Origin of the sequence: Xanthomonas sp. SS (genome assembly GCF_014236835.1) — a bacterium.
In the GTDB taxonomy this organism is placed as follows: domain Bacteria; phylum Pseudomonadota; class Gammaproteobacteria; order Xanthomonadales; family Xanthomonadaceae; genus Xanthomonas_A.
Map to the genome: position 1 here is coordinate 874,943 of NZ_CP051190.1, position 22,397 is coordinate 897,339.

The 22,397-nt window shown below is 68.2% G+C and carries 13 protein-coding genes; 11 read left to right on the top strand and 2 right to left on the bottom strand.

The window, feature by feature from the left end; translation table 11 throughout:
- Positions 1-37 precede the first annotated feature (37 nt).
- Positions 38-1,279, top strand: coding sequence for a histidine-type phosphatase (locus tag HEP74_RS03755; RefSeq protein ID WP_185815246.1), 1,242 nt, complete (start codon positions 38-40; stop codon positions 1,277-1,279).
- Between the two features lie 189 nt (positions 1,280-1,468).
- On the opposite strand, the gene HEP74_RS03760 is transcribed toward HEP74_RS03755, so the two are convergent.
- Positions 1,469-4,099 carry a TonB-dependent receptor gene (locus tag HEP74_RS03760; RefSeq protein ID WP_185815247.1) on the bottom strand — a complete coding sequence of 877 codons (2,631 nt, stop codon included), beginning with the start codon at positions 4,097-4,099 and terminating at the stop codon, positions 1,469-1,471.
- Between the two features lie 1,132 nt (positions 4,100-5,231).
- Here HEP74_RS03760 and HEP74_RS03765 point away from each other — a divergent pair.
- The 10 genes from HEP74_RS03765 to HEP74_RS03810 all read left to right on the top strand — a co-directional run bounded on the left by HEP74_RS03765 (position 5,232) and on the right by HEP74_RS03810 (position 20,867).
- Positions 5,232-7,940, top strand: coding sequence for a TonB-dependent receptor (locus tag HEP74_RS03765; protein WP_185816492.1), 2,709 nt, complete (start codon positions 5,232-5,234; stop codon positions 7,938-7,940).
- A gap of 111 nt (positions 7,941-8,051) precedes the next feature.
- Complete coding sequence (gene galA / locus HEP74_RS03770) at positions 8,052-10,943, top strand: beta-galactosidase GalA (RefSeq protein ID WP_185815248.1); 2,892 nt, start codon at positions 8,052-8,054, stop codon at positions 10,941-10,943.
- A gap of 106 nt (positions 10,944-11,049) precedes the next feature.
- The gene (locus HEP74_RS03775) at positions 11,050-13,302 is read left to right on the top strand and encodes an alpha-N-acetylglucosaminidase (RefSeq protein ID WP_255427945.1); all 2,253 of its coding nucleotides are present in this window, start codon (positions 11,050-11,052) and stop codon (positions 13,300-13,302) included.
- A complete protein-coding gene (locus HEP74_RS03780) occupies positions 13,299-14,453 on the top strand; it encodes an acyltransferase family protein (protein ID WP_185815250.1) in 1,155 nt (384 codons plus the stop codon). The genes HEP74_RS03775 and HEP74_RS03780 overlap by 4 nt, the downstream gene beginning before the upstream one ends.
- A gap of 104 nt (positions 14,454-14,557) precedes the next feature.
- Positions 14,558-15,280 (top strand): GntR family transcriptional regulator, encoded by a 723-nt coding sequence (locus tag HEP74_RS03785; protein WP_179568040.1) that lies wholly within the window; start codon positions 14,558-14,560, stop codon positions 15,278-15,280.
- 36 nt (positions 15,281-15,316) lie between these two features.
- A complete protein-coding gene (locus HEP74_RS03790) occupies positions 15,317-16,597 on the top strand; it encodes a sugar MFS transporter (protein ID WP_185815251.1) in 1,281 nt (426 codons plus the stop codon).
- 42 nt (positions 16,598-16,639) lie between these two features.
- The gene (locus tag HEP74_RS03795; RefSeq protein WP_058360639.1) at positions 16,640-17,707 is read left to right on the top strand and encodes a LacI family DNA-binding transcriptional regulator; all 1,068 of its coding nucleotides are present in this window, start codon (positions 16,640-16,642) and stop codon (positions 17,705-17,707) included.
- Positions 17,708-17,715: 8 nt separating this feature from the next.
- Positions 17,716-18,744: an SIS domain-containing protein gene (locus tag HEP74_RS03800; protein WP_058360658.1), complete on the top strand. Its 1,029-nt coding sequence runs from the start codon at positions 17,716-17,718 to the stop codon at positions 18,742-18,744.
- Entirely contained in the window at positions 18,744-19,889 is a 1,146-nt protein-coding gene (nagA, locus tag HEP74_RS03805) for an N-acetylglucosamine-6-phosphate deacetylase (protein WP_185815252.1), read from the top strand. The genes HEP74_RS03800 and nagA overlap by 1 nt, the downstream gene beginning before the upstream one ends.
- Positions 19,890-20,060: 171 nt before the next feature.
- A complete protein-coding gene (locus HEP74_RS03810; protein ID WP_185815253.1) occupies positions 20,061-20,867 on the top strand; it encodes a fructosamine kinase family protein in 807 nt (268 codons plus the stop codon).
- 221 nt (positions 20,868-21,088) lie between these two features.
- Here HEP74_RS03810 and HEP74_RS03815 read toward each other — a convergent pair whose 3' ends face one another.
- Positions 21,089-22,324 carry a multifunctional CCA addition/repair protein gene (locus HEP74_RS03815; RefSeq protein WP_185815254.1) on the bottom strand — a complete coding sequence of 412 codons (1,236 nt, stop codon included), beginning with the start codon at positions 22,322-22,324 and terminating at the stop codon, positions 21,089-21,091.
- Positions 22,325-22,397 lie beyond the last annotated feature (73 nt).

Genomic DNA, 22,397 nt, shown 5'->3' on the forward strand with positions numbered 1-22,397 from the left:
CGAGTGACTTCTTTTTCTCCTTTTTCCTGGATCGACGATGAGCAAGCGGATGCGTTGGATGCTGTTGGTAGCGCTGGCGGCGACCGCCGGCGCGCAGGCGCGGCCTGCACGCGAAGCGTCTGCGCCGCAATTGCAGGTCGAGCAGGTGGTGATGCTGTTCCGCCACGGCGTGCGTGCGCCGCTGGACGGCGAGGCCGCGGCGGCGGCATTGGCCGACCGTCCGTGGCCGGTGTGGAACACGCCGGAGAGCCTGCTCACCGCGCACGGCCGCGTGGCCGTGCAGCTGAGCGGCGACTACACCCGGCAATGGCTGGTCCGCGACGGCGTGCTGCCGGCCGCCGGCTGCCCTGCCGACGGCGCGGTCAGCGTCTACGCCAACACCGACCAGCGCACCATCGCCAGCGCGCAGATCCTGGCCGAGACGCTGGCCCCGGGCTGCGGGCTGCAGGCCGGGCACCAGCCGCAAGGTAGCGACGATCCGCTGTTCCGTCCGGTCGAGGCCGGTGCGGTGGACTTCGACGCGGACGCCGCGGTGGCGTCGATCCAGCGTCAGACCGGCGGCCCGGGCGCGGTGCTCGCGCCGTACGCGAAGGAACTGCGCACGATGCAGCAGATCCTCGGCTGCAGCGCCAAGGACTGCGATTCCGCGAAGATGCCGTCGTCGCTGAGTGCCGGCGCCAACGGCCGCGGCATCGCCATGCACGGTCCGCTGGACCTGACTTCCGGCACCGCCGAGGTGTTCATCCTGCAATACGCCGAAGGCCTGCCGCTGGACCAGGTGGGCTGGGGCCGCGCCACCCGCGAACGCATCGGCGTGGTGTCGCGGCTGCATGCGTTGCTGTTCGAGATCTACGCGCGGCCGCAGTACATGGCCGCGCGCGCCGGCGCGCCGCTGGCGCGGCGGGTACTGGACACGCTGGGCGTGGCGGATGCGCCGAAGCTGAGCGTGCTGGTCGCCAGCGATACCCATATCGCCTCGCTCAGCGGCTTGCTCGACCTGCACTTCCATCTGCCCGGCTTCGGCCAGGACGATTCGCCGCCGGGCGGCGCGCTGGTGCTCGAGCAACTGCGCGACGCGCGCAGCGGCCAGCGCTACGTGCGCCTGCGCTACCAGGCGCAATCGCTGGACCAGCTGCGCGCGCTGACCCCACTGAGCTTGCGCAAGCCGCCGCTGTTGCAGACCTTGCACGTGCCCGGCTGCAGCGCCCCCAAGACCCAGCTGTGCACGCTGCCGCAGTTCCAGAAGGTATTGCAGGAAGCGTTGCAGCGACGCGGCTGAGCTGGCGCCGCTGCGGCGGGTGCCTGCGCTGCGCTGACGCTGGCATGAGGCGTATCGGGTGACGGCATACCGCGCGGTCGCCACCGCCTGTGTAGGAGCGGCTTCAGCCGCGACCGGGGCATTCCCGGTGACGCCCGGTCGCGGCTGAAGCCGCTCCTACAACGGCGTGATTGCCGACCCCGATCGCGCTCAGAACTTGAAGTGCAGCGTGGCCATGTAACGGCGGCCGTTCTTGTAGCGCCCGGCCGGGTGGTCCTTGTCGCCCAGGTACTGGAAGTACTCTTCGTCCAGCAGGTTCTGCGCGTCCACCTGCAGCGACCACTGGTCGCTGATCGCATAGCCGATGCTCGCGCCCAGGTCGGTGTAGTCGTCGACGCTGGCCGGCGCGGCGCCGGCGACGTAGCCGCCGGCCAGATAGCTGTCGCGCCAGTTCAGGCCGATACGCGCGTTCCACGGCCCCTTCTCGTAGTACGGGCTGAAGGCCACGCTGTTGCGCGACTGGTAGGGCAGGCGGTCGCCGGTGTTGTTCTCGCCGTTGGCATAGGTGTAGTTGGCGGTGAGGCCGAAGCCGCTGCTGCCGAACGGCTGCTGGTAGGCGAGGGTGAAGCCCTTGACCTTGCCGTCGCCGGCGTTGCGCGGGCGCTGGATGCTGTAGTCGCAATAGCCGTCGGCGCTGCAGCCGTTGCTGCCCAGCATCTGCGCCCAGGTCTGCGGCGAGGTGTCGCGGATCGAATTGTATTGGCGCTCGATCGTGGCCGAGGTGTCGATGTAGTTGTCGATCTTCTTGTAGAACAGCGACCACGCCACCACCGCCTGCTGCGCGAAGTAGTACTCGGCCGACAGGTTGAAGTTCCACGATTCGTAAGGCGACAGCGCCGCGTTGCCGCCGCTGCCGGTGAGCGTGGTGTCGTTCAAGAAGGTGTTGTTGACCATCTGGTTGTACGGTGCCCACGCGATCACCTTGCCCGCGGCGAAGCGGAACACCCAGTCGGTGTCGGTGTCGTAGGCCAGGTTCAACGACGGCAGCAGGAAGTGTTCCTTGCGGGTGCGGGTCTGCCATTTGCTGTCCAAGTCGTCCAGCGTCGGCGTGCCGCTGTAGACGAAGCCGCTGCCTTCGGTCTTGGAATCCACGTAGCGCACGCCGAGGTTGCCGCGCAGGCCGCCGTTGGAGAAGTTCAGCTGCACGTAGGCGGCATTGTTGGTCTGCTGCAGTGCCCAGCTGTTGTTGAGGTAGCTGGCCGGGTCGGGATTGGCGTAGTCCACCGGGCTGTTGCGGATCCAGTCGATGACGTTGCCGCGTCCGGCCTGCACATGCCGGCCCTGATCGGGATAGAAGCCCTGGATGTCGGTCAGGCCGATCGTGCCCACGTCGGCCAGGGTGCCGGGGGTGACGCCGCCGTACACGTTCAAGGTGAAGTCTTCGTCGTGCTTGCCCTGGCGCACGCCGAACAGCAACTGGTTGAACACGCTGTCGAACTGCAGGTTGAAATCCAGTTGCCCGTAGCGGTCCTTGCTGTGCGTGGCGAAGATGCCGTTGTTGCCGAACCAGCCGCCGGCCGAACCCCAGTTGGCCGGGTCGCGCGCGCCGGCTGCATCGTCGAAGCGGATGCCGCGCTGCAGGTCCCAGCTGAAGCCGCCGTTGTAGAACGGTTCGATGAAGTATTGCGACAGGTCCTTGTTGTCCGACTTGCTCTGGCCGATCTGGCCGCTCATGCCCCAGCCTTCGCCGCGGAACGCGCCGCGCAGGTCGATGCCCTTGGTGACGACTTCCGATTGGCGCACGTTGTTGTCGTAGATCACCGTGCCGCCGCCGGCATTGGCGTTGGCGCTGGAATGGCCGCTGCCGACCACGCCGTTGCGCACGCTGCCGAGCGCGTCCACCGCGTCGATGGTGCCCTGGTTCCAGGTCAGGAAGCTGTACATCGACTGGTTGTAGTTGTCGAAGTTCTCCTTGATGTACAGGCCGCTGAGGTTGAACTCCAGCGCATCGCTGGGCTTGAGCTGCAGGTTGACCACGGCGCTGTCGCGCTTGCGGTCCTGCTGGAACCAGGCCGCGTTGACCGAGTTGGGCACGTCGGCATCGGCCGGCACGCCGCCGGCGTTGCCGAAGGTCGCGGCCTTGGCGTAGCCGAACACCTCCATGCCCTGGCGATCGACGCGCTCCTCGTAGTGCTGCGCGGACACCGCGATGCCGAAGGTCTGCTGCGGGTTCTTCCAGCTGTACAGCAGCGAGGCGTTGGGCTTGCCCTCGCTGGCCTGCTGGCTGTAGCTGTAGCCGACCGAGCCGGCGATCTCGTTGGCCTTCAGGTCCAGCGGCTGCCGGCTGTGCATCAGCACGGTGCCGCCGAGGCTGCCTTCGACCAACCGCGCCTCGGAGGATTTGACGATCTCCGCCCGGCCCAGGATCTGCGGCGACAGCAGGGTGTAGTCGAAGCCGCGGTTGGGCTGCTCGCCGTACAGCCAGATCGCCTGCGCCACCGGGTGGCCATCCAGGAACGACAGGTTGAGGCTGGGGTCGGTGCCATCGATGCTGACCCGTTCGCCCTGGCCGAAGCGGCGGTCGATGGTGACGCCGGGAATCTGCGCGAACGCTTCGGCGACGTTGGTGCTGGGGAACTTGCCGATGTCCTCGGCGGTGATCGCTTCGGACACGGTGACGTTGTTGCGCTTGGTGTCCAGCGATTTTTCCAGGCTGGCGCGGATGCCCACGACCTGGACCGCGTCCAGGTCGGTGGCGTCGCCACTGGCTTGCTGCGCCTGCGCGGAAAAGGCCAGGGTGGCGAGGATTGCTGCGGACAAGACGGAATGGCGGTATTGCATGATGTCTCTCCTCATCATTCAATGGGTCGACGCGGCGCGCGAGCGTTGCGCTGCGTGCCGGCTCTGCCTGTTGCCTTACTGCCTGCGGTGCTGATGCCTGCTGTGCTGCTGCGTGCGGTGATGCGGGGTGTGGCTGGCTGGAATCTTCCCGCCCGAGGGCGGCCGGTTCTTTCGCTTATGCGTGCAATGCCAGGCGCAGCGTTCTGCCGTGGTACGGGACGCGGTGCGTCGAGCTGTCGAGTTGGAAACAATGCGGATGGGGCGGGGTGGCGCTGGCCAGGGCGATGCCGGCCGCTGCGGCGTGCAGCGGTACCGGCGCGCCGACCTCAATGGCGAACAGGGCGCGCAACGGCGTCGGGTGTTGCAACGGCGTGCCGAGTGCGGCACACGATTCGTGCGTACGGACCATTGCGATCACATGCCTCCCATGCCCCGCTTTTGCGCCGCGTATGCGCGGCCCCACCCCCGTGTGTGCCGATTCTTACGAGGCTATGACAACGATGTCAAGTCTTGTCCGGAAAATTCGTCTGGTGCTGGTTTCGCGCTGCGTCACCCAGGCCTGCGCTTGGCCGCGGTCGCCTGGAAACGCTGAAAGACAGCTGCATCAACGGGTTATGCCGATCGCCGGGACGGCGGCGGCGGCGCGCAAATGAGAACGCGGCGCAATCATGTCGCGACGCACAAAATTGGTCTCATTCGTAGAATTGGTGCGTCATAGGTATCGTGACAACGATACGTGAAATTGAACCCATACAAAATATTTTAAATCTTCAAGTGTCTGATAATAAATGATATTTTTAGAAATCAGCGACAAGTCCAGACGCCATTTGCCGATTGTGCGTATTGCGGCGTTGACACAATCTTTCTAAGACCATAAGAATCGAGGCGCCTGGAATTGGTCTTTGCCAATTCGGGTCGATCAGCCAGCAGCATGCAATCGCCCGCTCCGGGGTAGGGACGGGGACGCGCCTTCCGCAACACGAGGCGCAGCAACAGACAGCACGTTCCATCGACTCCGTGCCCGCACGGACGGCATCGCCCTGCGCGTCGCGTCGGGCGCAATGGAGGGTGCTGCCTGCCGATCGCTGCCGCTGGATGTCAGACGTGCCGTGCCGACCAGCCATCAACCAGGATTAGCCCAATGCCACATGCCGCCCGCTCCCGTCCGCACTGTTGTTCCATGTCCGTCCTCGCCAGCGCCATCGCGTTCGGCCTGCTCAGTGCCGGAGCGCAGGCGCAGCAAGCGCCCGCATCCGATGCGATCTCCGAGCTCGACACGGTCACCGTCACCAGCTCCTACCAGAAGAGCCTGATCACCGCGCTGGACAACAAGCGCGAAGACGCGCGCATGACCGACGGCATCTCCTCCGAGGACATCGGCAAGTTCCCGGCCGAGAACATCGCCGAGGCGATCCAGCGCATTCCCGGCGTGCAGATCTCCACCATCAACGGCCGCGGTTCGACCATCAGCATCCGCGGCCTGGGCCCGCAGTATTCGGCCACCACGATCAACGGCCAGACCATCAAGAGCGCCGATTTCACCGACGGTTTCCGCTACGACATCATCCAGCCGGAAGTGGCCGCGGCGATCGAGGTGATCAAGTCGCCGTCGGCGGACATGGATGCCGGCGGGCTGTCGGGCACGGTCAACATCGAGACCACCAAGCCGCTGGACTACAAGGAGCGCAAGCTGCTGCTGTCGGCGAAGGAGCAGTACTCCGAATTCGCCGGTGGCGCGCCGACGCCGAAGGCGGTGCTCACCTACATCGACCAGTTCCAGCTCGCCGATGGCGGCCAACTGGGCGTGTTCGTCAACGCCGGCTACCAGAAGCTCAAGGACCGTGCCGACTACCTGTGGATCGACCGCTGGTTCACCCAGGACACCGACGACGGCACCTTGTACATCCCGCGCCGTCCGCGCTACCGCTCGATCGAGCGCGAGACCGACCGCAAGATGCTCACCGCCGGCCTGCAGTGGAAACCGAACGACCGGCTGGAGATGAACCTGACTGCGCTGTACTCGCAGGACAAGACCGACAACGACATGAACCAGTTGGTCTATTCCTTCGAACGCAATTCCCTGAACGTGCTGGAGACCGACGGCCTGACCGCGACCAAGGTATCGGCGTCCAACTACTGGCTGGAGAACAACCGCCAGCTCGAGCGCCACGATCTCACCTCGCAGCTGCTGACCTGGGACGCGAAGTGGAAGGGCGATGCGTGGACCTTCAGCGGCGTGGCCAACTACACCGAAGGCAAGACCGACGAGGACGAGCGCGCGGTGATCCTCGGCCGCAAGCCGTCGGCGACGTTGTTCGACATGTCCAACCCCGGCGCGATCTCGCTGACCACCGATGCCGACGCCAACGACGCCAGCGCCTGGAACCAGGCCAACCTGGTGCGCGACGAATACCCCAACGGCGCGATCACCAAGCTCAGCAACAAGGAATGGTCGCTGCAGTTCGATGCCGAGCGCTACGTCGGCGCCGGCTTCCTGGACTCGGTGAAGTTCGGCACCAAGTTCCGCCGCGAAACCTTCGACCGCAACGTCTGGCGCCGCGATTTCCTGTACCTGATCAACTCCGGTGCGGTGTCCGGCTACGCGATGTTCCCGGAACTGTCGGCGGCCAGTTCCAGCGTCAGCAACTTCCTCGACGGCAACCTGGCCTCGCAGGCCGACTGGGTGGCGCCGGACGTGTACGCCTACGCCGAGGCGCTGGCCGCCTCCGGCATCACCGTGCCGGTGCTGTTCGCGCCGCAGGCCAGCTACCACATCCGCAACGACATCTTCTCCGCCTACGCGTTGGCCAAGATCGACACCGAACTGGGCAGCATGCGCCTGCGCGGCAATGTCGGCGTGCGCTACGAGAACACCAAGCGCACCACCGACACCTACCTGACCACCGCCTCGCAGTACAGCGAGGATGCCAACGAAGTGGTCGGCACCGAGCGCGCGCCGTACGACTACCACAACTGGTTGCCGAGCCTGAACCTGGTGCTGGACATGCGCGAGGACCTGCTGCTGCGCTTCGCCGCCGGCAAGGTGCTGGTGCGGCCGATCCTGGACAGCAATACCGCCATCGCCAGCACCTTCTCCTCGGGCAGCAACACCGGCGGCACCACCACCTACGACGTGTCGCTGGGCCAGACCGACCTGAAGGCGCTGACCGCCAACCAGGCCGACCTCAGCCTGGAGTGGTACTACGGCCAAGGCGGCGGCCTGACCCTGGCCGGCTTCTGGAAGCAGGTCAAGAACGGCACCTTCAACAGCATCGTGTGTCCGACCACGTTCAACGGTACGGCGCTTTCCAGCAACAGCTCCGGCGATTGCGTGGACGGCAGCGGCAACATCTACGAGATCACCGCTACCCGGAACGATCCGAGCAAGGTCAAGATCAAGGGCTACGAGCTGGGCTGGACGCAGTCGTTCGATGCGTGGCTGCCGATCCAGGGCTTCGGCCTGACCGCCAACTTCACCCGGGTACTCCCGCAGCGCGACACCGACTTCCAGATCCGCAACCTGTCGGAGAAGACCTGGAACGCCACCGGCTACTGGGAGAACGCGATGTTCTCCGCGCGGCTGTCGCTGAACCACCGCAGCGAGTACGAGCAGGACAGCAGCGACAGCTTCTTCGCCCGCGAAGGCCACACCATGAAGGCGCGCACCCAGCTCGACGCGGTGCTCGGCTATCAGGCCACCGACAAGCTCAGCTTCCAGCTCGGCGGACTCAACCTGACCGACAAGAAGGAAGAGGCGTACAAGGACATCAGCGACCGCTGGCAGATGACCGGCGTCACCGGCCGCAGCTTCTACGTGTCGATGCAGTGGGACATCCTGTGACGGCGGTGCGGTCGCTTGCAGGCTAGTCCGCAGCCTGCCCGGCGCCGCGCTGGCGCCGGGCATGGCAACGTGGCCTCTCCCGATCGCATTCACAGGTTCTAGGGCAAGCGCATGCAACGACGAGAATTCCTGGCGGGCGGCGCGGGCGCCGGCCTGCTGCTGGCGGCGCCGCAGTTGAGCTGGGCGGGCAGCGCGGCGGATGCCGGCATGGCCGGCACCGTCACCGGCACCGGCACTGCCGCAGCGGCGGTACCGGCGCTGACGCTGGCGGTCGATCCCGGCCTGTTGTGCCTGGACGAAGGCTGGCGCTTCCACGAAGGCGACATCCCGTTTCCGCCGGTCGTCGGGCAGGACGCCAGCTACGACAACGCCAAGGCCGGCAAGGCCTGGGGCGCGGCTGCGGGCGATTTCGACGACAGCCAATGGCGGCAACTGCGGCTGCCGCACGATTTCGCCATCGAGCAACCGATCGAGGCCAGCGCCAACGTGGCGCAGGGCTATCGCCGCCGCGGCATCGCCTGGTACCGGCGCAGCCTGCGGCTGGACGAGGCGCAGCGCGGCAAGGCGTTGGAGCTGCGGTTCGACGGCATTTCCAGCCGTGCCACGGTGTGGGTCAACGGTTTGCTGATGGCGCGCAGCTGGAGCGGCTACGACGGCTTCGCCATCGATCTGAGCGCGATCGCGCGCTACGGCCAGGATCTCAACAGCATCGCGGTGCGTGTGGATGCCGAGGCGATGGACGGCTGGTGGTACGAAGGCGCGGGCATCTACCGGCACACCTGGCTGGCGGTGCGCGATGCGCTGCATATCGTCGGCGATGGCGTGCACGCGGTGCCGCGGATCGGCGACGACGAACGTTGGACGCTGCCGGTTGCGGTCACCGTCGCCAATACTGGCGAACAGGTCGACGCGGCGCTGCTGGAGGTGGCGCTGTACGACGCGCACGGCACGCTGATGGCGCAGGGCAGCAGTGCGCTGCAGGTCGGCGCGCTGGCGCAGGCGGTGGCGAAGGTCGAACTGCAGGTGCAGCAGCCGCAGCGCTGGGACGTGGCCGCGCCGCATCTGTACCGGGTCGTGGCGGTGCTGCGCAGCGGCGGCCGCGAGCGCGACCGCCGCGAATGCGCGATCGGTTTTCGCACGCTGCGCTTCGATGCGCAGCAGGGCTTCTTCCTCAACGAACGGCCGCTGAAGATCAAGGGCGCCTGCCTGCACCAGGACCATGCCGGGGTCGGCGTGGCGGTGCCCGACAGCCTGCTGGAGTTCCGCATCCGCCGGCTCAAGCAGCTGGGCTGCAATGCGATCCGCCTGCACCATGCGGTGGCCAGCGAACTGCTCGACGTGTGCGATCGCCTGGGCATGCTGGTGATGGCCGAGAACCGGGTGTTCAATCCGGCGCCGGATTACGCCGCGCAATTGCGCTGGCTGGTGCGTCGCGACCGCAACCGCGCCTGCGTGTTCCTGTGGTCGGTGTTCAACGAGGAACCGATGCAGGGCACCGTCGCCGGCTACCAGATGGTGCGCCGCGCGGTGGCGCTGGTGCGCGAGCTGGACGACAGCCGCCCGGTGACCGCGGCGATGAACGACGGCATGCTGACCCAGCGCAATGCCGCCGATGCGGTGGATGTGGTCGGCTTCAACTACCGCCAGTTCAACTACGACCGGGTGCGCGCGGCGATGCCGCACAAGCCGCTGCTGTCCAGCGAGGACACCAGCGCGTTCCAGACCCGCGGCGCCTGGTTCACCGACATGGAGGCGCACGTCATCGCCGAGGACGATTCGGTGGCCGCGCCGTGGGGCAACACCCATCGCACGTCCTGGAAGCTGATCGACCAGCGTCCGTATCTGGCCGGCGGTTTCGTCTGGACCGGTTTCGACTACCGCGGCGAGCCGACTCCGTTCGAATGGCCGTCGGTGTCCTCGTTCTTCGGCATCATGGATCTGTGCGGTTTTCCGAAAGGCGCCTACTGGCTGCGCCAGGCGCAGTGGATCGACGATGCGCCGGTGCTGCAGCTGCTGCCGCACTGGAACTGGCCGGGCCGCGAGGGCACGCCGATCAAGGTGATGGCGTTCTGCAATGCGCAGCAGGTGGAGCTGTGGCTCAACGGGCAGTCGCAGGGGCGGCAGGCGGTGGACCGGATCGAGATGAACGCCTGGCAGGTGACGTACGCGCCGGGCGTGCTGGAGGCGGTGGCCTATCGCGATGGTCGCGAAGTGGCGCGGCAGCGGGTGCAGACGGTCGGCGCGCCGGTCGCGCTGCGGCTGACCGCGGACCGCGCGCGGATGCGTGGCGACGGCCGCGATGCGCAACCGATCACCCTGGAAGCGGTGGACGCGCAGGGCCGCCACGTGCCGTTCGCCGATGCGCAGATCGCGCTGCAGGTCGAAGGCGGGCGCCTGCTCGGCGTCGGCAATGGCGACCCGAATCGACATGCGGCCGACAACGTGCCGCAGGTGCAGTTGTTCAACGGCTTGGCGCAGGCCATCGTCGAGGCCGGCAGCGGCCAGCGCCGGCTGCGCATCGAGGCGCGCGCGCCGGGCCTGCGGGCTGCGCAGGTCACGATCGGTCTGGATGCGGTGGCGGTGCGGCCGTCGCTGCCGCCGGCCGCCGCGGCGATGGTGGTGCCCGGCTGGCGGCGCACGCTGCCGTTCGCGGCGCCGCCGGATCCGGCGCTGCCGCGCGCGCCCAACGACAACAACAGCTGGAGCTTCTGTCAGCCGGGCAACCTGGAAACGCGCGCCGAGCGCGATGGTTATGTGCTGTACCGCACCGCATTCACGCCGTGGGCCGGGATCCAGCAGCGCGGCGGCGTGCTGCGGCTGGGTCGCGCGACCGGCGCGGCGCAGGTGTATCTGGACCGGAAACTGGTTGCCCGCGTGGCCGCGGGGCAGCATGCGCAACTGCGCTTGCCGCCTGCGGACGGCGAACGCGTGCTGGCGGTGGTGATGCAGGTGACGGCCGGAATGCCTTTCGGCTTCGACGATGTCGCGATAGTGGAGTATTGACCGAATGAAGCGAGTTTTCCGCCATGCCTTCCCGCACGCGCGCGCCTGGATGCGCGTCGTGCGTGCGTTTCCGATTTCCGGGCAAGCCGTGTTGCTGCTGGCCTGCATGCTGCTGGCGCCGGCCGCGGTTGCGGCGCCAGTTCAGGACACGCAGGCTGACGCCGCACGCGGCGTGCTGCTGCGCACGCTCGGCCCGCGCGCCGCCGCGCTGACCCTGCAACGGCAGCCGCGAGGCAACGGCAACGACTGGTACCAGATCGCCGCCGAGGCCGGCACGCTGCGCGTGTCCGGCTCCTCGGAAGTGGCGCTGGCGCATGGCGCGTACAGCTATCTGCAATCGATCGGCGCCGCCTCGGTGAGCTGGGAGGGTAGCCGGGTCGCGCTGCCTGCTGCCTATGCCGATTTCAACGGGCAGCGCGTGGTCACCCCGTTCGCCTACCGCGCCTATCTCAACGTGTGCACCTACGGCTACACCACGCCGTGGTGGGACTGGGCGCGCTGGGAGCGCGAGATCGACTGGATGGCGCTGCACGGCATCGACATGCCGCTGGCGATGGAAGGCCAGGACTACGTGTGGCAGGCGCTGTGGCGCGAGTTTGGGGTGAGCGACGCGGATCTGTCGCAGTATTTCTCCGGCCCGGCGTTTGCGCCGTGGCAGCGCATGGGCAACATCGAAGGCTACGACGCGCCGCTGCCGCAGCAGTGGATCGAGGACAAGCACGCGCTGCAGCTGCGCATCCTGCAGCGCATGCGCGCGCTGGGCATGAAGCCGGTGCTGCCGGCCTTCGCCGGCTACGTGCCGAAGGCGTTCGCGCAGGCGCATCCGCAGGCGCGCATCTACCGCATGCGCGCCTGGGAAGGCTTCCACGAAACCTATTGGCTGGATCCGGCCGATCCGTTGTTCGCCAAGATCGCGCAGCGTTTCATCCAGCTCTACGACCGCACCTACGGCAAGGGCACCTATTACCTGGCTGATGCATTCAACGAAATGCTGCCGCCGATCGCCGCCGACGGCAGCGACGCTCGCCTGGCCAGCTACGGCGACAGCACCGCCAACACCGCCAAGACTGCGCCGCCCGAGGTGTCGCCGGCGCAGCGCGACAAGCGCCTGGCCGATTACGGCCGCGCGCTGTACGAATCGATCCATCGCGCCAATCCCGACGCGGTGTGGGTGATGCAGGGCTGGCTGTTCGGCGCCGACCGCCATTTCTGGACGCCGCAGGCGATCGCCGCGTTCCTGCGCGAGGTGCCCAACGACAAGCTGCTGGTGCTGGACATCGGCAACGATCGCTACCCGGGCACCTGGAAGCTCTCCGACGCGTTCGACGGCAAGCAGTGGATCTACGGCTACGTGCACAACTACGGCGGCAGCAATCCGGTGTACGGCGACCTGGCGTTCTATCGCGACGACCTGCGCGGGCTGCTCGCCGACAAGGACAAGCAGCAACTGGTCGGCTTCGGCGCGTTCCCCGAAGGCCTGCACAACAACTCGGTGGTCTACGAGTACATGTACGCGCTGGCCTGGGGCGGACAGGAGCGTTCGCTGCAGGACTGGCTCGGCGACTACACCCGCGCCCGCTACGGGCACAGCTCGCCGGCATTGCGCGCGGCCTGGGACGATCTGCAGGCCTCGGTGCTGTCCACGCGCTACTGGACGCCGCGCTGGTGGCGCAGCCGGGCCGGCGCCTACCTGCTGTTCAAGCGGCCGACGCTGGACATCGGCGAATTCGAAGGCGCACCCGGCGATCCGCCGCGCCTGTGCCGCGCGCTGGATCAATTGCTGGCGCTGGCGCCGGAGTACGCCGACGCGCCGCTGTACCGCTACGACCTGGTCGACTTCGCCCGCCACTACGCCACCGGCCGCGTGGACGCGCAGTTGCAGCAGGCGGTGGCCGCCTACAAGCGCGGCGACGTCGCCGCCGGCGATGCCGCCTTCGCCCGCGTGCAGGCGGCGGTGCAGCAGCTCGACGGCCTGGTCGGTGGCCAGCAGGAAACCCTGTCGAGCTGGCTCGGCGATGCCGAAGGCTATGCGAAGACGCCGCAGGACGCGGCCTACTACCGGCGCGACGCCAAGGCGCAGGTCAGCGTATGGGGCGGCGAGGGCAATCTCGGCGACTACGCGTCCAAGGCCTGGCAGGGCATGTACGCCGACTACTACCTGCCCCGCTGGGCGCTGGCGATGCAGGCGTTGCGCGACGCCGCCGTCAGCGGCGGCAGCGTGGACGAGGCAGCGTTACAGCAGCGATTGCGCGCATGGGAGCAGGCCTGGGTGAAGCGGGACACTCCATACACGCGACAAGCGCCGGCCGACCCGGTCGCCGCGGTGCGCACCCTGCTGCAACAGGTGGATGCCCGATGAGCGCCGCTTCCGTGAGCATCCCCGCCATGGCGCCGTCGCGCGAACGCTTCCTGTCGCTGGACGTGTTCCGCGGCCTGACCATCTTCCTGATGATCCTGGTCAACACGCCCGGTGCCGGCGCCGATGCGTTCGTGCAGCTGCGGCATACGCCGTGGTTCGGTTTCACCGCCGCCGACCTGGTGTTCCCGTCGTTCCTGTTCGCGGTCGGCAACGCGATGAGCTTCGCGCTGGACCGCGGCCAACCGCTCGGCGCGTTCCTGCGCCGGGTCGGCAAGCGCAGCGCGCTGATCTTCCTGCTCGGCTTCCTGATGTACTGGTTTCCGTTCGTGCACCAGGGCGCCGACGGCAGCTGGAGCTTCACCGCGATCGACCAGACCCGGGTGCCGGGCGTGTTGCAGCGCATTGCGCTGTGCTACGCGCTGGGGGCACTGCTGTGCCGCTGGCTGCCGCCGCGCGGGCTGCTGGCCGCCTGTGTCGCGCTGCTGCTTGGCTACTGGGCGGTGCTGTACCTGTGGGGCCAGCCGGGCGCGGAACTGAGCAAGCTCGGCAACGCCGGCACGCGCCTGGACCTGTGGCTGCTGGATCCGGCGCAGCTGTACCGCAAGGACGGCGGCTTCGATCCGGAAGGCCTGCTCGGCACGCTGCCGGCCACGGTCAATGTCATCGCCGGCTACCTGACCGGCCTGTACGTGCGCCGTGTCGGCAAGCAGGCGCGCACGGTGCGCTGGCTGCTGCTGGCCGGCATCGCGCTGACCGTGCTGGCCCTGGCTTGGCAGCCGTGGTTCCCGCTGGCCAAGAAGCTGTGGACCAGTTCGTTCGTGCTGCTGACCGTGGGCCTGGACCTGTTGCTGCTGGGTGCGCTGCTGTGGGCGATCGAGGTACGCCAGTGGCGGGCCGGCAGCGGCTTCTTCACCGTGCTCGGGCGCAATCCGTTGGCGATCTACCTGTTCTCCGAACTGTTCGTCATCAGCCTGCGGCTGGTTCCGGCCGGCGCCAGTGGAATGGACCTGTACCAATGGGTGGGCATCGCGGTGTTCCAGCGGCTGCTGCCGGGACCCTGGGGCAGCCTGGCCTGTGCCCTGGCCTACACCCTGCTGTGCTGGGCAATGGGCTGGTGGATGGACCGGCGGCGGCTGTACCTGCGGCTCTGACCCGGCGTGCACAGGCCGCAGATTGGTACTATATTGGACATAATGAATCCATACGGTCCGGAGGGAGCACGATGACCAAGCCCAAGCCGGAAGCCGACCCCAGACTGGCAGGCCTGGCCGTGGACCCGAGCGCGCCGACCCCGCTGTACCTGCAGCTGGCCAGCAAGCTGGTCGAGGCGATCAAGGGCGGCCAATGGAAGCCCGGCGAGGCTCTGCCTGCCGAGCGTCAGCTGTGCGAGCAACTGCAGGTGTCGCGGGTGACCCTGCGCCAGGCGGTGGACGCGCTGGTCGAACAGGGCCTGGTCTCGCGCCGGCAGGGCGCCGGCACCTTCATCACCTCGCACATCCAGCACCAGCTCAGTGGTCTGGCCAGCTTCAGCGAGACCCTGCGCATGAAGGGCCTGGAACCGGGCACGCGCTGGCTGGAGCGGCGCGTGCGCCCGGCGCACGGCGAAGAGATCCTGCGCCTGGGCCTGTCGCCCGATACCGTGGTGGCGTCGCTGACCCGCCTGCGCAGCGCCGACGGCCGGGTCATGGCCTACGAGAAAGCGGTGCTGCCGCAGCGCACCGTGCCCGATCCGCTGGCCATCGGCGATTCGCTGTACGCCTACCTGGACGCGCAGGGCACCCCGGTGGTGCGCGCGCTGCAGTACTTCCGTGCGATCAACCTGCCGGCGCGGCTGGCCGGGCACCTGGGCATGAAGGAAGGCGAGGCGATCCTGCACGTGGTGCGGGTCGGCTACACACGCGACGGCAGCGCGATCGAGCTGACCGACACCTATTGCCACAACGACTATTACGACTTCGTCGCCGAACTGCGACGCTGATCGACCGACCCACGCGCTTCCGGAGCCCGCCCGCCCATGACCACCGCACGGCCTGCCAGTCCCTTCGCCTCGATCGCCATCGTCGGGCTGCTGTTCTTCATCATCGGCTTCTTCACCTGGATCAACGGCCCGCTGATCACCTTCGTGCGGCTGGCGTTCGACCTCAACGAGGTCAACGCGTTCCTGGTGCTGATGGTGTTCTACCTGTCGTACTTCTTCCTGGCGCTGCCGTCGTCGTGGATCCTCAAGCGCACCGGCATGAAGAAAGGCCTGGCGCTGAGCCTGGTGGTGATGGCGGTGGGCGCGGCGGCGTTCGGCCAGTTCGCCACGCAGCGTTTCTATGCAGGCGCGCTGACCGGTCTGTTCGTGATCGGCAGCGGCCTGGCCCTGCTGCAGACCGCGATCAACCCGTACATCAGTATCCTCGGCCCGATCGAGAGCGCGGCGCGGCGCATCGCGATGATGGGCATCTGCAACAAGATCGCCGGCATCCTGGCGCCGTTCCTGATCGGCACGCTGGTGCTGCACGGCGTCGGCGACCTGGCCACGCAGGTGCAGGCCGCCGATCCGGTGGCCAAGGAAGCGCTGCTCACCGCGTTCGCCGCCAAGATCCACCTGCCGTACCTGGTGATGGCCGGCGTGCTGGTGGTGGTGGCGATCGGCGTGCTGTTCTCGCCGCTGCCGGAACTGAAGGCGTCGGAAGTCAACGCCACGCCGGTCGGCGCCGGCAGCACCGCGCAGAAGACCAGCATCTTCCAGTTCCCGCACCTGTGGCTGGGCGTGCTGTGCCTGTTCGTGTACGTGGGCGTGGAAGTGATGGCCGGCGATGCGATCGGCACCTACGGCAACGGTTTCCACCTGCCGCTGGACGAGACCAAGCTGTTCACCTCCTATACCCTGGCGGCGATGCTGGCCGGCTACGTGGCCGGCCTGCTGCTGATCCCGACGCTGATCTTGCAGGCGCGCTACCTGAGCGTGTCGGCAGTGCTGGGCGTGCTGTTCTCGGCCGGTGCCTACTTCACCCATGGCTACGTGTCGGTGGGTTTCGTCGCCGCGCTCGGCTTCGCCAACGCGATGATGTGGCCGGCGATCTTCCCGCTTGCGATCAAGGGCCTGGGCCGCCACACCGAGATCGGTTCGGCCTTGCTGGTGATGGGCATCGCCGGCGGCGCGATCATCCCGCAGCTGTTCGCGGTGCTGAAGCAGCACTTCGACTTCCAGCTGGTGTTCCTGCTGCTGATGGTGCCGTGCTACCTGTACATCCTGTTCTATTCCCTGGTCGGCCACCGCGCCGGTCAAGCCTCCGCCCGCGCGTGATCGCGCATCATGGGCGTACTTCCCGACGTGCAGGACCGCAGTATGCGTAGACCCACCATCAAAGATGTCGCCGAGCGGGCGCGGGTATCGTTGAAGACCGTGTCGCGGGTCATCAACAACGAACCGTCGGTGATGCAGGCCACGCGCGCGCGCGTGCTGCACGCCATCGCCGAGCTGGACTACGAACCGGATCCGTCGGCGCGCAACCTGCGCAGCGGCACCCCGTTCGTGATCGGGCTGGTGTACGACAACCCCAACCCGTACCACATCATCGGCGTGCAGAACGGCGTGCTGGCGGCGTGCCGCGAGACCGGCTTCGGCCTGCAGATCCATCCTTGCGATTCGACCTCGCCGATGCTGGCCGAGGAACTGGCCGAATGGACCCAGCGCTCGCGCCTGGCCGGGCTGGTGCTGACCGCGCCGATGTCCGAGCGCGCCGAACTGGTCGCGGCGCTGACCGCGCGCGGGATCAAGACCGTGCGCATCATCGCCGCCACCGAAGATCCGAAAGACGGCCCCTGCGTCTACGTCGACGACCGCGATGCCGCCTACGAGGTCACCGAACACCTGATCCAGCTCGGCCACCAACGCATCGGCTTCCTGTGGGGCGGCACTTCGCACCGCTCCAGCGGCGAGCGCTACGCCGGCTACGAGGCGGCGCTGAAGGACTACGGCATCACCCTGGACAAGCACCTGGTGGTGCCCGGCGACTACACTTTCGACGACGGCTTCCGCGGCGCGCGTCGGTTGCTGGCGCTGCGCGAGCCGCCGACCGCGATCTTCGGTTCCAACGACGAGATCGCCGCTGGCGTGCTGGCCGCGGCCAAGTCGGCGGGCATGAACGTGCCTTACGACCTGTCCATCGCCGGCTTCGAGGACAGCCCGTTCTCGCGCCAGTCGTGGCCGGCGCTGACCACCGCCAAGCAGGCTACCGAAGACATCGCGCGCCACGCCGCCCGGCTGCTGATCAGCCAGCTGCGCAGCGACGCCTACGAAGACCATCCGGCGCCGATGCACAACCAAGGCTTCGTGCCGCAGCTGGTGGTGCGCGGCTCCACCGCGCCGATGCAGCCGCATTCCCGCCGCTCTCCTTCCCCCGATCCCACATGACCCTGCCCATGGCACTGCCCACCGAAACCGAAACCCTGATGTTCCGCGAAGCCGCGGAAACCGCCGATGTCGTCGCCGCGCAGTTCGCGCGCAACCATGCCGTGGTCAGCGCGCTGGCCGCTTCGCTGCGCGCCGATCCGCCGCCGTTCGTGGTCACCTGCGCGCGCGGCAGTTCCGACCATGCCGCGACCTACGCCAAGTACCTGTTCGAGACCCAGCTCGGCGTGGTCACCGCCTCGGCCTCGCCGTCGGTGGGCTCGGTGTACGCCTCGCCGCTGCAGTTGCGCGGCGCGCTGTACGTGGTGATCTCGCAGTCCGGCAAAAGTCCGGACCTGCTGCGCAACGCCGAGGCCGCCAAGGCCGCCGGCGCGCGCGTGGTGGCGCTGGTCAACGTCGAGGATTCGCCGCTGGCGCAGCTGGCCGACACGGTGATCGCACTCGGCGCCGGCCCCGAGAAGAGCGTGGCCGCGACCAAGAGCTACCTGGCCTCGCTGGCGGCGATCCTGCAGCTCGGCGCGCACTGGAAGAACGATGCGACGCTGCTTGCCGCGCTCGACGCGCTGCCGCAGGCGCTGCGCGCCGCGTGGCAGGCCGATTGGCGCCCGCTCACCGACGGCCTGGTCGATGCGCACAACCTGTTCGTGCTGGGCCGCGGCCTGGGCCTGGCCGCGGCGCAGGAAGCGGCGTTGAAGTTCAAGGAAACCTGCGGCTTGCATGCCGAGGCCTACAGCTCGGCGGAAGTGAAGCACGGGCCGATGGCGCTGGTCGGCCCCGGCTTCCCGGTGCTGGCCTTCGCCCAGCCGGACGAAACCGGCGCCGGCACCAGCAGCCTGGCCGAGGAATTCCGCGGCCGCGGTGCGCAGGTGTGGCTGGCCAGCGCCGACGGCGATCTGCCGCTGGTCGCCGCGCCGCATCCGGTGTGTGCGCCGCTGCTGACCATCCAGAGTTTCTACCGCGCGATCAACGCGCTGGCGCTGCGCCGCGGCTACAACCCGGACCTGCCGCCGCATCTGAACAAAGTGACGGAGACGGTGTAATGACGACGACGGCGCTGCGCAATGCGCGTGTGCTCGGTGCGGACGGATTCCTCGATGGCGTGAGCGTGCTGCTGCAGGACGGGCGCATCGCCGCGCTGCTCGACGACGGCGACGCGCGCGTGGCTGCGGCGACGACGCAGCTGGACCTGGGCGGCGGCACGCTGCTGCCGGGTTTCATCGATGTGCAGGTCAACGGCGGCGGCGGCGTGCTTTTCAACAACAGCACCGACGTCGAGGCGCTGCGCCGCATCGGCCAGGCGCATCGCCGCTACGGCACCACCGGCTACCTGCCGACGCTGATCAGCGACGATGTCGAAGTAATGCGCGCGGCGATCGCCGCGACCCGCCAGGCCATCGCCGAGGGCGTGCCGGGCGTGCTCGGCATCCACCTGGAAGGGCCGTACCTGGCGCCGGCGCGCAAGGGCACCCACAACGTGGACAAGTTCCGCGTGCCCGACGCCGCCGAACTGGCGCTGGCAACCTCGCTGGACAACGGCGTCACCCTGATCACGCTGGCGCCGGAACGGCTGCCGGTCGACAGCATCCGCGCGCTGGCCGCTGCCGGCGCGCGCGTGTTCGCCGGCCACACCGCCGGCAGCTACGACGAGATCCGTGCCGGCCTGGAGGCGGGGGTGTGCGGCTTCACCCATCTGTACAACGCGATGTCGCCGCTGCAGGGACGCGATCCCGGCGCGGTCGGCGCGGCGCTGGAAGACCGTCACGCCTGGTGTGGGCTGATCGTCGACGGCGTGCACGTGCATCCGGCCAGCCTGCGCGTGGCGCTGGCGGCCAAGCCGCGCGGCACGCTGTTCCTGGTCACCGACGCGATGCCAATGGTCGGCGCCGACAGCCCCAGCTTCGACCTGTACGGCGAAACCATCACCGAGGTGGACGGCGTTGTGCGCAACGCCGCCGGCGCGCTTGCCGGTTCGGCGCTGGACATGGCCAGCGCGGTCCGCAACAGCGTGCAGTGGCTGGGCGTGAGCCTGGACGAAGCCGCGCGCATGGCTTCGCTGTATCCGGCGCAATGCCTGGGCCTGGACGACCGCTACGGCCGCATCGCGCCCGGCTACCAGGCCGACCTGGTGCTGCTCGACGAAGCGCTGCAGGTGCGGCAGACCTGGATCGCGGGGGCGGTGGAATAATCGGCGGCGTTGCCGATCGTGCGCCGCGCGCGTCCGCCCTCGCGCAAGCGCGTGGCGTTCGTCGCCGGCGTGCCGACGATTTCGATCCAGTTGTGGGAGCGACTTCAGTCGCGACGCGCTGCACCGTGAATGCCGATCGCACCCAAGCGAAAAGCCCTCTAGCCTGAGCCGATGCCTACCGCCGGTTCCGACCTGTTCGCCTTGCCGCCGCACGACGGCCTGCACCGGCTGACGTTGCGCGACGGCCGCGACGCGATCTGCAAACGCCGCCGCGCGATGCCGGCCGATTTCTTCGCTGCCGAAGTGCGCGGCCTGGACGCACTGCGCGCTGCGGGTGGCCTGCGCATGCCGCAGGTGTATGCGCAAGGCGAGGACTGGCTGCTGCTCGAAGACCTGGGCACGACAGCACCGCATCCGCACTTCGCCCGGCTCGCCGGCGAGGGCCTGGCAAGTCAGCACCGCGTACGCGGCGGCCACTTCGGTTTCGACCACGATGGCTACATCGGCGACAGCCCGCAGGACAACCGAACCGACAGCGATGGGCATCGGTTCTTCGTCGAACGGCGGCTGCGCCCGCAGGCGGAGTGCGCGCTGCGCAACGCAGTCCTGGTCTCCGCCGACATGGCGCGCCTAGAACGGCTGTATGCGCGCCTGCCGCAGCTGATCCCGGCGCAGCCACCGGTGCTGCTGCACGGCGATCTATGGCAGGGCAACCTGCACTGCGCCGGCGACGGCCTGCCGGCGCTGATCGACGCCGGCGCGGCGCACTACGGCTGGGCCGAGGCCGAATTGGCGATGCTGACGCTGTTCGGTGAACCCGATCCGCAACTGCTGCGCAACTACGCCGAGCACGCGCCATTGGCGAACGACTGGCGCGAACGCGCGCCGCTGTACAACCTCTACCACCTGCTCAATCACCTCAACCTGTTCGGTGGTGGCTATCTGCAAATGGTGCGTGCAGTGCTGGCGCGGTATTGATGGCCGTGGTGCGTGCGGCTGGCGAATTCGACCAAGACATCTGCGACGGCGGTTTGTTGTAGGAGCGGCTTCAGCCGCGACAGATATCCCGAGCGACCTGTTGCCGATCGAGATCGCCGACGACCTGTCGCGGCTGAAGCCGCTCCTACAGGATTTTCAGAATCATGGAACGAGCGCCTGGGCCAAGCTGCGAGATATGTGTGGCGTGAGGCCCGGCCGCGTCAGTCCGCAGGCGTGCCGCGCGCCGCCGCGATCGCCTTGATCCGCGCCTTCGCCAGCGCCTCGCCGATCTGCGGGCCGCTCAGGCCTTGCGCGGCCAGGTCGCGGGCGTTGACCGCCAGCGCCGCGGCGTGCAGGCGTTGCAGTTCGCGGCCCTGCGGGTAATCTGCGTCCTCGCTGCCGAGGCGGCCGCGCTTGTCGGCTTCGCACACCAGTGCCAGCTGCGCGATGCGTTCGGGCTTGCGGAAGCCGTCGCAGCGCTGCAGCAGTTCGTGCACGGTGCGGTCGCGCAGTTCGGCCAGGCGATGCACGTTCAAATGCTCGCGGCAGGCGATCTCGGCCAGCTGGCGATGTTCCTGCGGCAGTTTCAGGCGTTCGCACAGCGCACGCAGCGGGCCCACGCCGCGCTGCTCGTGCATCACGTGCTTCGGCCATTCCGCTTCCGGCGTCAGCGCCTTGCCCAGGTCGTGGGTCAGCGCGGCGAAGCCGATCAGCGCATCGCCCGGCGCCAGCCGCGCGGCCATGTCGCTGACCAGTTCCTGGTGGTGGCCGGTATCGATCTCGGGATGGTATTCGGCGCGCTGCGGCACGCCGTACAGCGCGTCCAGTTCCGGCAGCACGCTGCGCAGCGCGTCGGCGTCGTGCAGCGTGCGCAGGAATGCCGACGGCTGCGCCGAGGCCAGGCTGCGGCGCAATTCCTGCCACACGCGCTCGGGCACCAGCGTGTCCAGTTCGCCGCTGGCCGCCATCTCGCGCATCAGCGCCAGCGTTTCCGGCGCCACGCTGAAGCCGAGCGGCGCCAGCCGTGCCATGAAGCGCGCCGCGCGCAGCACGCGCAACGGGTCTTCGCCGAAGGCCGGGCCGATGTGGCGCAGCACGCGCTGTTCGATGTCGCGCACGCCGCCGTACGGATCCACCAGCGCGCCGCTGTCCTCGTCGCGGGCGATCGCGTTGATGGTGAAGTCGCGCCGCTGCAGGTCTTCTTCCAGCGTCACCGACGGGTCGGCGTCGACCACGAAGCCGTGGTAGCCGCGTCCGGACTTGCGCTCGGTACGCGCCAGCGCGTATTCCTCGCCGCTGTGCGGATGCAGGAACACCGGGAAATCGCGGCCGACCTGTTTGTAACCCTGGTCCAGCATCTGCTGCGGCGTGGCGCCGACCACGACCCAGTCGCGGTCGCCGGGCGGCTGCCCGAGCAGGCTGTCGCGGACGGCGCCGCCGACGAGATAGATGTTCATTGGGGGCCGGGAATGGGGAATCGGGAATCGGGAATGGTAAAAGCAGGTTCGCTTGGCCGGATGCCACCGGGGC

Coding starts and splice junctions, on each gene's coding strand:
- HEP74_RS03755 (WP_185815246.1), top strand. CDS start 38: ATGAGCAAGCGGATGCGTTGGATGCTGTTGGTAGCGCTGGCGGCGACC.
- HEP74_RS03760 (WP_185815247.1), bottom strand. CDS start 4,099: ATGCAATACCGCCATTCCGTCTTGTCCGCAGCAATCCTCGCCACCCTG.
- galA (WP_185815248.1), top strand. CDS start 8,052: ATGCAACGACGAGAATTCCTGGCGGGCGGCGCGGGCGCCGGCCTGCTG.
- HEP74_RS03775 (WP_255427945.1), top strand. CDS start 11,050: ATGCTGCTGGCGCCGGCCGCGGTTGCGGCGCCAGTTCAGGACACGCAG.
- HEP74_RS03780 (WP_185815250.1), top strand. CDS start 13,299: ATGAGCGCCGCTTCCGTGAGCATCCCCGCCATGGCGCCGTCGCGCGAA.
- HEP74_RS03790 (WP_185815251.1), top strand. CDS start 15,317: ATGACCACCGCACGGCCTGCCAGTCCCTTCGCCTCGATCGCCATCGTC.
- HEP74_RS03795 (WP_058360639.1), top strand. CDS start 16,640: ATGCGTAGACCCACCATCAAAGATGTCGCCGAGCGGGCGCGGGTATCG.
- HEP74_RS03800 (WP_058360658.1), top strand. CDS start 17,716: ATGGCACTGCCCACCGAAACCGAAACCCTGATGTTCCGCGAAGCCGCG.
- nagA (WP_185815252.1), top strand. CDS start 18,744: ATGACGACGACGGCGCTGCGCAATGCGCGTGTGCTCGGTGCGGACGGA.
- HEP74_RS03810 (WP_185815253.1), top strand. CDS start 20,061: ATGCCTACCGCCGGTTCCGACCTGTTCGCCTTGCCGCCGCACGACGGC.
- HEP74_RS03815 (WP_185815254.1), bottom strand. CDS start 22,324: ATGAACATCTATCTCGTCGGCGGCGCCGTCCGCGACAGCCTGCTCGGG.